The organism is Sunxiuqinia sp. A32 (assembly GCF_052690465.1).
Window position 1 is genome coordinate 28,126 of record NZ_JBQYLI010000009.1, and the last position, 11,692, is coordinate 39,817.

11 protein-coding genes are annotated in these 11,692 nt (G+C 39.3%); 7 read left to right on the forward strand and 4 right to left on the reverse strand.

The window, feature by feature from the left end:
• Position 1 precedes the first annotated feature (1 nt).
• Together ACUNWD_RS10785 and ACUNWD_RS10790 are read left to right on the forward strand one after the other, a co-directional pair.
• Positions 2–613 (forward strand): indolepyruvate oxidoreductase subunit beta, encoded by a 612-nt coding sequence (locus ACUNWD_RS10785; protein ID WP_445587816.1) that lies wholly within the window; start codon positions 2–4, stop codon positions 611–613.
• 98 nt (positions 614–711) lie between these two features.
• Positions 712–1,551, forward strand: a complete 840-nt coding sequence (locus tag ACUNWD_RS10790; RefSeq protein WP_445587817.1) for a hypothetical protein — start codon at positions 712–714, stop codon at positions 1,549–1,551.
• A gap of 178 nt (positions 1,552–1,729) precedes the next feature.
• On the opposite strand, the gene ACUNWD_RS10795 is transcribed toward ACUNWD_RS10790, so the two are convergent.
• Positions 1,730–2,542 (reverse strand): YybH family protein, encoded by an 813-nt coding sequence (locus ACUNWD_RS10795; protein WP_445587818.1) that lies wholly within the window; start codon positions 2,540–2,542, stop codon positions 1,730–1,732.
• Positions 2,543–2,763: 221 nt separating this feature from the next.
• On the opposite strand from ACUNWD_RS10795, the gene ACUNWD_RS10800 reads away from it, so the two are divergent.
• The 4 genes from ACUNWD_RS10800 (at position 2,764) to ACUNWD_RS10815 (ending at position 5,130) form a co-directional block, all read left to right on the forward strand.
• On the forward strand, positions 2,764–2,919 hold the full coding sequence (locus tag ACUNWD_RS10800) for a hypothetical protein (RefSeq protein WP_445587819.1): 156 nt from the start codon (positions 2,764–2,766) through the stop codon (positions 2,917–2,919).
• A 386-nt stretch (positions 2,920–3,305) separates the two neighbouring features.
• A complete protein-coding gene (locus ACUNWD_RS10805; protein WP_445587820.1) occupies positions 3,306–3,521 on the forward strand; it encodes a DUF2188 domain-containing protein in 216 nt (71 codons plus the stop codon).
• A 4-nt stretch (positions 3,522–3,525) separates the two neighbouring features.
• Entirely contained in the window at positions 3,526–4,134 is a 609-nt protein-coding gene (locus ACUNWD_RS10810; protein ID WP_445587821.1) for a hypothetical protein, read from the forward strand.
• 465 nt (positions 4,135–4,599) lie between these two features.
• Positions 4,600–5,130: an OsmC family protein gene (locus ACUNWD_RS10815; RefSeq protein WP_445587822.1), complete on the forward strand. Its 531-nt coding sequence runs from the start codon at positions 4,600–4,602 to the stop codon at positions 5,128–5,130.
• Positions 5,131–5,156: 26 nt separating this feature from the next.
• On the opposite strand, the gene ACUNWD_RS10820 is transcribed toward ACUNWD_RS10815, so the two are convergent.
• The 3 genes from ACUNWD_RS10820 to ACUNWD_RS10830 all read right to left on the reverse strand — a co-directional run bounded on the left by ACUNWD_RS10820 (position 5,157) and on the right by ACUNWD_RS10830 (position 9,600).
• Positions 5,157–6,074, reverse strand: a complete 918-nt coding sequence (locus ACUNWD_RS10820) for a hypothetical protein (protein ID WP_445587823.1) — start codon at positions 6,072–6,074, stop codon at positions 5,157–5,159.
• Between the two features lies 1 nt (position 6,075).
• A complete protein-coding gene (locus ACUNWD_RS10825; protein WP_445587824.1) occupies positions 6,076–7,428 on the reverse strand; it encodes an MBOAT family O-acyltransferase in 1,353 nt (450 codons plus the stop codon).
• 111 nt (positions 7,429–7,539) lie between these two features.
• Positions 7,540–9,600 (reverse strand): helix-turn-helix domain-containing protein, encoded by a 2,061-nt coding sequence (locus ACUNWD_RS10830; protein ID WP_445587825.1) that lies wholly within the window; start codon positions 9,598–9,600, stop codon positions 7,540–7,542.
• 362 nt (positions 9,601–9,962) lie between these two features.
• Here ACUNWD_RS10830 and ACUNWD_RS10835 point away from each other — a divergent pair, with 362 nt between their 5' ends.
• Positions 9,963–11,675: an acyltransferase family protein gene (locus ACUNWD_RS10835; RefSeq protein ID WP_445587826.1), complete on the forward strand. Its 1,713-nt coding sequence runs from the start codon at positions 9,963–9,965 to the stop codon at positions 11,673–11,675.
• The last annotated feature ends 17 nt before the right edge of the window (positions 11,676–11,692 follow it).

An 11,692-nucleotide genomic window follows, 5' to 3' on the forward strand; every position in this document is an offset into this window, starting at 1 on the left:
AATGCAAGACACTGGAAAAAATATCATCATTGCTGGTGTAGGAGGACAAGGAATACTCCTTTTCAGTAACCTTTTAAGTAAGTTTTATATTAAACTCGGTTATGAGTTGAAAATATCAGATGTGATTGGCTTAGGTCAACGTGGTGGAGGTGTCGAAAGCCATTTCCGGTATTCAACCAAACCCGTGTTATCGCCTTTCATTAAGGCGGGAGATGTAGATTACGTTATATCTTTTGAGCAAACGGAAACCCTTCGGTTTTTGCATACCCTGAAAGAAGATGGTGTCATCTTCACAGGCACGTATGAGTTAAGCTCGACCAGCGTAAACACCAGGCTGCAAAAAGATTTGCCTGAATCTAAAACCGAGATTATAAAGAGATCGAAAAATAAGACGTTTATTATCGATCCTAATGAGCACAAAAGCGATGAATTTAATATCAACAAAATGATGAATGTTGTCATGCTTGGCTACTATGCTGAGTTCAGAGGCTACTCGCATGATACCATGATTCAAATAGTCAGGGAAAGCGTTCCTGAAAAATTTGTTGAAGGAAATATAAAAGCATACAATAAGGGAGCGGCAATTGCCCAGGCTGAACTCGTAACTGCATAGAAGAACCAAGAGCCCAGAACCAAGATATAAGCGAAGAACTTAATCTTCCTGACTCTTGATTCTTGAGTCTTGGCTCTTGAATCTATTAAAAATCAATTATGGAATTACCTGAAGGTATAGTGCTGCTGGATAGTTTAGGTGATTTACAAGCCAACAACACCCATCCAATTCTTGTTTGCGGATCGCATTGCGGTGACAATGGAACTTTGGCCCGGAAGGTGAAAAACGGTCATGTAAAAGCTGTCTTTCTCAATAATGCAGGGGTAGGGAAAAATCAGGCTGGCGTCAGTGGTCTAACACATTATGAGGCCGAGAATATTCTTGCTTGTGCTGTTGATTGCAATAGTGCTGAGATTGGCGTTTCCCGCGATACCTGGGAGAATGGAATCATAAGCCACACCAACACCCTAGCCGACGCTGCCGGAATACAAATTGGCGATTCTGTGAAAGAGGCTGTTGACACAATAATCAATCGAATCAAGCACCCTTCGTCTACTCAAATTGAATCTCTTGTTAAGAATGATGTAAAGGATAACAGTTCCAAGGTAGACTTATACAAACAAACGCAAACACAAATTGATGGAGTGCGTGTTACTGTAACCGATAGCATAACCTTTTTAAATGAGACAAATGCAGGAGATATCGTTGTGTGTGGTTCACATGGCGGTGTAAGTGCAGGGGAATATGCACAGAAACGTCGTGTTAAAGCGGTGTTTTTTAATGATGCAGGAATCGGTAAAAATAATGCAGGCATAAAAAGTCTAGAATCTCTAAGCGATGCCGGAATCCTTGCATGCACGGTTGACTGTATGAGTGCAGAGATTTTTAACGGGCAGGACGTACTTGGCAATGGCATTATCTCGGTTTGCAATCAACTGGCAAAGACCAGAAACATCAAAGAAAAGATGATGGTTAAAGAAGCCATTAAACTTATTTAGCTTTGTGCATGTAATCGTACCCAAATGCAAAACATGACAATGACGAGCCTCCTCTTTGCTGACTTGATCACTTATAACTTCTGAAGATGCCAAAAAAAGTCCCTTGTTTACATTGTTGCTCGAACAAGGGACAGGATTATTGTATCATTTTCTGCTCGTAACCGAGATTTTTTAGCTATTACCAAGACGTTTGCGTTGTTACCACCCACTGCTGCTTTCCACCTTTCAAACAATCCTCAAACATCTTCAGGTATTCATCCGCTTTTTCCGAACCATATTTTGCCTCAAGCGGAGGCTTCATACTATATTCACGGTCAATAGCCGGATCCATCAAGTACACGTAGGTAGATGTACCGTCATCGTTTGGCGAAACCGGCCTTAAAATCCTGACAGTGCTGCGCAACTCTGGATAAAATTCTTTTGCCGCAGGATCCAGGTAATTAAAATTGAAATCCTCAAATTGCGCCACCTTATCCTTTTTCACCACATTCCAAACCACCCAAACCGTATCGTTTGCAGCAGCCCTCGCTACTTTTGCCGGATTACTCGAATTCCAGATATCCTTCGAAATTTTCCACTGCCCGTCTACCATTTCCCAGGTTACCACATACTTGCCCTGATCAACCATTTGTCCGCCTTCAAGATGAAGCATGTAACGGCCATCTTCAACAGCCATATTTCCGTACCTGGTAGCAGAAACCGTTTGAAGCATCACCTCTGTGACTCCCATGCTGATTGCACCTGCCCAAAATTCAGCGATCGCTTCTGTTCCCTGAACCACATCCGAGTTTTCGGGATATACTTTTGCATCTGCGGTGTACCTATCAGCAACAGCCTGTGCGTCTCCACTCTGATAAGCTTCAACAAATTGATCATTTGCTGACTGAATCTCAGCACTTACATCAACCGGTTTTTGAGCACACCCACCAACAATTAACAATGAGAGGAAAAGGAAGAAAAGTTGTTTTGTAAAGGACACTTTTTGTTTCATCGATTTGAGTTTTAATGTGTAAAAAAGCCTGGACTTAGTTGATTGCTTTTCAATCAATGTTAAAGAAGATTAGAAAAAACTGACTTGGATATATACGACAATAAACTTATTTAGATTCCAAACCAGTATATGCCTTACTTTTTCGTCAAACAAAAATCAGATGAATAGTCACAAAATGAAGCCAAACTATTCCAGATAGCTGAAGGTTAATTCCCCTTGGAATGAAAGCTATTCCACCCTACCGAAAGCCTGTTCCCTTTGGAATGATTGAAATTCTCTATGGAATAATCATTCTGATGTGTGGAATATCTATGATTCCATGTGTCAGCAAAGCAATTCCATTGCGAACCATCAATATTCTCTATAGAATAAAATAGCCTCCTTCGGGAATATCGATGATTCCACATAGAAGAATACCTCTGCTCAAACGCAGAAGCATTATTCCAACGGCCATTGACGTAAAAAAATCTTGCCGAATAACACTACCGTTTAGCAGCACTGCTTGCGGGTGTAGCGGATTTCATCCGCTATAAACCGGCGAATAAAATTAGCCGCACCCAAAGCCAAGGCTGCAAATCCAGAGAGTACACTCTTCTTTAAAACCGTTTCAAATTATACTCTGCTTAAATATTATACTGATCAATTTTTGTAATTTGGGGAGCGGAAAAGTAACTATACCATCTTCAATTGTTGAATAAAGCTACTTGGCACATAATATATTGACGTTAGGCAAAATTAGATCAAAATACAAATAGATATTAGAATGGCAAAGCAATCATCCACATCAAAAAGAACCCATGTAGTAAAAAGAGACTCAGGTTGGGCCGTTAAAAAAGAAGGTGCTAAAAGAGCCACTAAAGTCTACACGACAAAAGAACAAGCTGTTAAGGGAGCCGAAAAAAGTCGAAAATCTGGCAGTGATGTTGTAATTCACAAGAAAGATGGCTCAATTCAAGAATGGAAAAAATCACAAAAGTAAGATCATGGATTTTAACAAAAATATATTCATAAATTGCCCTTTTGATGATGAGTATTTTCCTCTTCTTAAACCATTACTATTTACAATTAAAAGGATTGGATTTAATCCTAGAATATCACTTGAAAGAAATGATTCAGGTGAAATTAGATTACATAAAATTAAAGAGTTAATAGAATCATCAAAATATTCGATTCACGATTTGAGTCGAGCCAGAGCAAAAAAGGTAGGTGAATATTTTCGCCAAAATATGCCATTTGAATTGGGACTTGATTTAGGATGCCGAGATTACAATTCTGGTAAAGAATTTAAGGGGAAAAGGATACTTATTTTAGAGGAGGAAAAATATAGCACTCAGAAAGCCTTATCTGACTTATCTTTTGCTGATTGTAAGTGCCACAAAGGCGAAGCAGAAGAATTAGTTTATGAAGTACGTAATTGGTTCGCTGAAAATGGACATAAAAGGGTTCCAAGTGCAAGTTCAATATGGGATGGGTACAATGTGTTTTATGCTGACTTATATGAGGAAAAGACAAAATTAGGATTTAAACAAAAAGATATAAATAGATTGCCTATCTCAGAATTTATGGAATATATTGATGAGAAAATAAAATAACTAAGCCTAAAAAATATAGAAAATTCGGCATAGTGATTCTGTAAAAGTGGACAATAGAAATCATCTACTTGCCCATATTTGCAATACACTACAATTTATCGACAGGGCTCCATGTATTTTATCAATCGACTTCAGTGATGGAACTAAAAGTTTCCAGAATTATTCTTGCTTAGCTAATATGCTTCGAATTTCGACAGCCAGTACTTTTGATAATTTCTCGGTGGATGGTTTATCCAGATGACTTCCGTCGTACCCACCGCTCGCGCCGATTTACAATTGGTGTGTTGCCCGATAGGGCAAGAAAAAAAACGTTTGCTTTTTCAAAGCAAGACACAAGTTTCAAACTTGCGCCATCGAGAGGAATTAACAGAGAAAATCAGAAGCACAAACAAGGATAGCTTTCGTTCCATTTGATCTTATTATCAGCCTGAATTGTTACCTATAAACATTTAATAGGAGGAACAAATGGAAAGGAAAATGAATTTTGATGAGTTAAGAAGCTTGCAAGCCCCCCTGAAAAATCAGTATCGAATCAATCCGGAATCAGCAGTTGTCACTCTCCGCGCCCAGGCTAAAGTTGGAGAAGGAATTTCCTGCAAAGTTGAGACAGGACGAGCATTATCGGAGGCAGGTCTTCACCCTGCAACCGGAGGGGACGGTTCATTGGCTTGTTCCGGCGACCTGCTTTTGGAAGCATTGGTTGCTTGTGCTGGAGTAACCATGAGTGCCGTAGCCACTGCAATCGGAATATCAATTAGTGATGCTATAGTGAAAGCAGAAGGTGACCTTGACTTTAAGGGAACTTTGGGAGTTTCGAAAGATGTGCCTGTAGGATTTAAAGCCATCCGACTTGCTTTTGAACTTGATTGCGATGCTGATTCAGAGCAAATAGAAGCGCTTAAAAAACTAACTGAGCGCTATTGTGTGGTTTACCAAACCATTGTTTCATCAACACCCGTGACCACTCAAATAAATATAGAAAATTCGGCATCGTAAATCTATTAAGAAAGACGTTTCCAGAATTATTCCTGCTTAGCTAATATGCTCCGAATTTCGTCAGCCAGTTGCTTTGATAATTTTTCGGTGGATGGTTTATCCAGATGGCTTCCATCGTAGGTTTTATAGTGTGTTGAATTTAGCTGCAACCAGTACCCTCCTGCTTGTTCAACCGCTCGTTCAATTTGTTCTTCATTGTATTTTCCCAATGAGTCTTCCAATTCCTGCAAGGGTTTTGAAATTGGTGGACGATAAGCAATAACAATGATCCCACGTTTCGTTAGTTTCTCAATAGATTTCTCAAGCTGATCGATTGCCGCTGGTTCCACTTTATAGTTTGTAAAATCATCGACGTACGAACGAATTGCTTCTGTTGTATCAATCGGAAATTTATCCGATTCCACGTAACCATTCAAATGATAATCTGAATGATAGTAAGTCGAATCTTTCACCGGGTTAAATAGCTCCCTGATTTCTTCGGGGCTGGTCGCAGAAAACCAGTACAAAACTGGATTCAGATACAAATGCTCGAGCACTTCTTCGCGGGGTCGTGTCAGCTCCTGGAAATACTGCTCGTTATTTTTTGTGTATCCGGTTATTGAATTAGCTGTCACTCCCATCACTATAATTCGATGTCTACTGTTTTTATTTAATTTTGAAACAGCAGCCTTAACCATCTCCGGATTCAATCCTCCATTGGAAAACCCAAAGTTAAATATTTTCAGTTCAGGCAATTGAGTGCTCATTATTTCCGGATTTAATCCACGATAAACCCGGGAATCTCCCATCAATAGAACGTCGTATTTGGCAGGTGCAAAAGCTTTCCTGCTCCAAAACTGTCCTTTCAAATATTTTTCTTTGTCTTTCGGCAACACCAAACTGAGCAATAGCGAGATTACCATCGCAATCAAAACCGTAAAATATATGTTTGGCGTTCTTCTCATGTTAAAACTGAAAATAAATAAACTCGCTACCATCTCCCCTAAAGAAGATGATCACGACAATTACAAAGGCATAAAAAGTCATTTCAAGCCATGCCGGAACCTGTTGAATTCTTTCTTCCAATTTCAAACCAACACTAAGTTCTCGTAGAAACATGAGTGTTATAAATATGCTTCCGTTTAAACCCCATCCCAAATAATTATCACCCGTGAATAATACCATCCGCTGCACAATCTCCCAAGCCTGATCAATGGAGGTGGCCCGAAAAAACACCCACGCAAGCAGAACCTGAGCCGAAACCAAGAACCACACCAACGGCCTCAACAATGCAACTTTGCTGATTCTTTGCGGCCAATGTGTAATTTTCTCAAAACTGAGAAAAAACGAGTGGACAGCCGACCAGGCAACAAAAGTCCATGCTGCCCCATGCCACAAACCCGAAACCAACATGGTAATCCACAAATTAATGTGAGTACGAATCTTTCCTTTTCGATTACCGCCCAAGGGAATGTAAAAATAATCGCGAAACCATGTTGAAAGAGAAATGTGCCAGCGTGTCCAAAATTCCTGCAGGGAAATTGAAATGTACGGATGTTTGAAATTGTCTGGAAAATCGTAGCCCATCCATTTTGCCAGCCCACGAGCTATATCACTATATCCTGCAAAGTCGCAATAAATCTGAAAAGCAAAAGCAATCATCACTCCCCACCAATACATGCCAGACGAATTCAACTCGGGAGAGCTGAAAGCCGCAACAACCAATGGCGCCAGATTATCAGCAATCACCATCTTTTTAAAATAACCACGAACAATTAATTGAAAACCAGCCCAACGTTCCGTTTTAGAAATTGGAGTCACTTTCAACATTTGTGGTAACATTTCCTTTGCTCGCACAATTGGCCCGGCAACTAATTGCGGGAACATGGACAAATACGCAAAAAAATGGATGACACTTTTCGTAGGCTTCAATTTCTCCCGATACACATCAAACGTGTAGCTCATACTTTGGAACGTGTAAAAACTAATTCCAACCGGAGTGATCAGGAAAAAATCGGATACGTGGGTCGACAGCATCAGGTTCCCCTCAAGCCCGAATAGCAAATCAATATTTCTTGCAATGAATCCCGAATATTTGAATAGTGAGAGTGAACCAATATTTGCAACAACAGAAAGAATGAAAAACAGCTTTTTCCTTTTGGGATGCTTTTGCATCATCAGCGCAGCAAAATAATCAACCAGCCCACTGAAAATAATTAAGAAAAGAAAACGCCAATCCCACCATCCATAAAAAAAGAAAGAAGCAAGGGTTAACCAAATCAATCGGCTTTTTACCTTTTCCCCGATAAGTTTATTCACCAAAAAGAAGAGCAGGGCGAACGCGACAAATATTAATGAGTTAAAAAGCACGAACGCAAAAATAATGATAATTATGAATCAACATTGAATTCGGATACTTATCAATCCTGATTAGATCAAGTTTTTCTGTTCCAATGACTTTTTGATCTCCCGGTGGCTTCCCCAGAAATTGGTTTCAATCTGTTTGAATATCTTTTTAAACTCTGGCAAATCCTTGATGTTTTCAACCAAAGGGTCCCAATCTAAAAACAGAATGGTCCAATAATGGAAATTATCTTGCTGAGCGAATAACTTCAGGTGCTCGATTGCTTTCTCTTTATTATTCATGTAGGAATAATACATTGCCAGGCTGACGTGCTTGTAAATTGATTGATCTTGCTGGCAATATTCGAAATACTCTTTAAAAAGCTTACCTGCCTCCTCTTTTTTCCCAAGCTGATCGAACACGTACCCAATCTTGCCTTTTTCAAAAGGATAAACATCCAAATGCATGGCAGTAGTAATATCAATAAAGCGTTTATAGTATTTATATGATTCCTGAAAATCCCGTTGATAATAGCACACCTTCCCAATTTCCTGGATGATATCAAAACGCATCGTGTCTTTACTCAAAGCTTGTATCAATCCTTCTTTCAGTGCTCCCAGTTCCTTGTTCTTCGCATACAAAATATACGGCTTCACATACGCTGAAAACAAGTTTGCCGGATCGTATTCCAAAGACTTGTTAATGTATTTCTCAGCTTCCTCAACAAAACCAGACTGAATAAACGCATTGCTCAGGTGCAAGTAAATGTAACTGGCAGATGCCGAATCATTGGAGGCAATATCGATGCTAATTCCTTTCAGCGCATATTCCAGGTATTTTTTTGTGTCAGGTATGCGGCTTGCATAAAAATCAGAGAGCGTCCCAATAACAAAAGAAGAGTTAGGATTGTATTCCAAGGCCTTTTTCAAGTAAGGTTCGGCCAATTCGTTTTCATTTGCATTCATGTAAAAGAATGCCTTTGCCAACAATGCCTGAGGTAACTTATCATTATAAAATATTGCTTTATCGGCGTAACTATTTATCTGTTCCGAATACTTTTTCTCGGCCTGGTACATGTCCATGAAGTAATAAACTATCGCTAAATCAGCATACGCCTGTGCAAATTCCGGATCCAGTTCGACAGCTTTTTCAAACCAGGGAATGGAAGCCAGCAAACCTTCCGCTGTTCCTTTGAAAAACAAATCCTGCCCTTTCAAAAAATGGTCGTAAGCTTCCAGGTTATCGGTTGGCACTTCCTCAATTAACTTCTGCTCTTCAGGAGTGATGATTGCTTCTATCTGCCCGGCAATGTTTTTGGCCACCTCCATCTGCAGATTAAAAATATCCTTTGTGTCCCTGCTGTATTGCTCAGCCCACAAATGTTTGTCGTCTTCCCCCTCAATCAACTGAATATTCAGCATGATCTGATCACCAATCTTTTGCCCGCTTCCTTCGATGAAATACCTTACGTTTAGCTCTTGTGCGATTTCCGGTATTGTTTTTCCAGAATTTCGATATTTCTCAACTGAAGTGCGACTGATCACCCTTAAATCTTCAATCTTTTGAAGGTTGTTCAAAACTGATTCCATCAGTCCATTGATAATGTAAACATTGGTTGAATCGTTGCTATCATTCTTAAATGGCAATACGGCAATTGATTTGTCCAATTCCTTTTTGGGAGAAAAAGATGGTTTAAAGATGAAAACCAAAACAACTATCAGAGTAAACACCGAATAGGAAATAATCAGAACCGGATTCTTCTTTCGTTTGGGTGATTCCTTGGGTTCGTGCTCGATTTTTTCTTCCACTTGATGTTTCCCGACTTCACCAGGAGGATAGCCATAATGCTCCCGGAAGCATTTGATAAAATAAGAAGTACTGCTAAATCCAACCTGATAGCTTACCTCGGAAACATTCATTGAACCTTCGCGAAGAATTTCCATCGCCTTATTTAAGCGAACCTGCCTGATAAACTGACTAACCGATAAATCAGTCAGCTTTTTCACTTTTCGAAGCAGATTGGATCGGCTCATGCCAATTTCCTGAGCAAGCTCTGAAACACCAAACTGCTCATTGGAAATATTCGCCTCAATGATTGCTGTGATCTTAATTAAAAAATCATTTTCTGCAGGATTCAAATTTGGCATGGTCGTTTCCGGTTAAAATTATTCGGTTTTTAAAGATACAAATTCTGAAATTAGTAACGATCAGATAAAAAAACTCCTTCTCAATATCGATCGTTCTCTTGATTTTGCGCAATCAATTTTATTGCTCTTTTTCAATCACTTGAAGCAACACTTGCGTCATAATTTATATCCTTTCGTCATAGTTTACAGCCCTTCATCAAACTTGATACTCTTTGCTACGCCAGTGATTAGACCTGCATCAGCGTTTACCTGACCTTTACACTATCGAAAATGATCGACGAAAACAGTTCTCAGAAACATTGAAAAACAACAACGCTTCAAAGCCGAAACAGACGACAGAAACAATTTTAAAACGATTACTAATGAAAACACGAATTTACTTTCTAGACAACTTAAGAACCTTCCTTATTTTAATGGTGGTTGTACTCCACTCAGGATTGGTTTATGAACACGTACTGCAAAACTCATGGATTGTAGTCGACCCGGTAAAATGCAATGAAATTGGTCTTATACGTATGTATCTGGATTTATTTGTGATGTTCTCCATCTTTTTTATTTCCGGCTATTTTGTGCGGTTCTCAGTAGTGGGAAAATCCAGTTGGGAATTCATTAAATCAAAACTAAAACGGATTATGCTTCCCTGGCTGATTGCCGTTTTAACCCTGATCCCTGCATTTAAAGCCATTTTCCTATACTCTCGTGGATTACCACAAGAAGAATGGTTCTCTTACTTTCACTTTTTTGAAAGAGCCGGAACGGATCTAAGCTTTTACGCCAATAACCCCGTACAAAACTGGTTATGGTTCCTTCCCGTTTTATTTACATTCCAATTGATTTACCTGGGATTATCAAGAATTCATGTGTTATCCATGAAAATCTCTCTAAAAACAGGTGTCGCATTAACTTTCCTGGTGAGTGTAATTTATGGAGTAATTATATCCTCAAATGGGCTTAATTACTGGACGCACAACATCCTGTTCCATTTTCAGAATGAACGATTAGTGGTTTATTTTGCAACCTTCCTATTGGGCTCACTGTGTAATAAATTAGGAGTTTTCGATTCGAATAAAAAGAATACCAAGTGGTTCGTCATTTCAAATATTGTTTTAACGGTTGCATTGGGAGTATTCACGGCAGTCGCACTTAACTTATTTTTCAACATCATCACTCCCGGCAGAAACTATTTCTATATCTCTGAATCAATTGACCGAATTCTATATTATACTTCTGCCACCGCATCCATGTTGAGTTTTTTACATGTATTGATTCATACCTTCAGGTTTAGCTTCAACAAAGTAAACCCACTGATGAGGCAATTGAATAAAAGTTCCTATTCGGTATATATTATTCACACCATCGTATTGGGAGTCGTTGCTTTGACACTTCTTCCATTCGCAATCCCTGCGTTTATCAAATTCCTGATTTTATCCACCTTAACATTTACTATTTCAAACATGATTATTTATTCCTATCAAAAAGCCATGAAACATACGTACAACTATAAAACCGTAGTCACAGCGATGGTTGTCATTTTCACACTGACCGTTGCTTTTAAAAGGCAAGAACAAAGTGCCCAACCGGAAGAAAACCAACCGGAACTGGCGCAAACAGAACAAACACCTCAAACAGCAAGCATCCACGCAGCAATCGTTTCAGGAAACCTGGAAGCTGTGAAACAAATTATCCAGGATAAAAGTAGGTTAGATGAGCGTGAACCGGCAGGCGGTTCCAGTCCACTAATTTCTGCCATCGTTTTTGATAAAACTGAGATTGCACTGACTTTAATTAATGCAGGTGCTGATGTCAACTTCAAAAATAACGACGGTTCAACACCACTTCATACTGCGGCTTTCTTTTGCCGTACTGAAATTGTACAAGCACTTCTTGAAAACGGGGCCGATAAAACCATTCAGAACAATGCTGGTTCAACTGCTTTTGAATCGGTGTCAGCACCTTTCGAAATGGTGAAACCCATTTACGATTACTTCTCTAAAGTTTATGCTCCGCTTGGACTCACCTTGGATTATGAGCACATTCAAACCGCAAGGCCAAAAATTGCAGGGATGGTTCAATAGCCGTAACTTTATAAAGA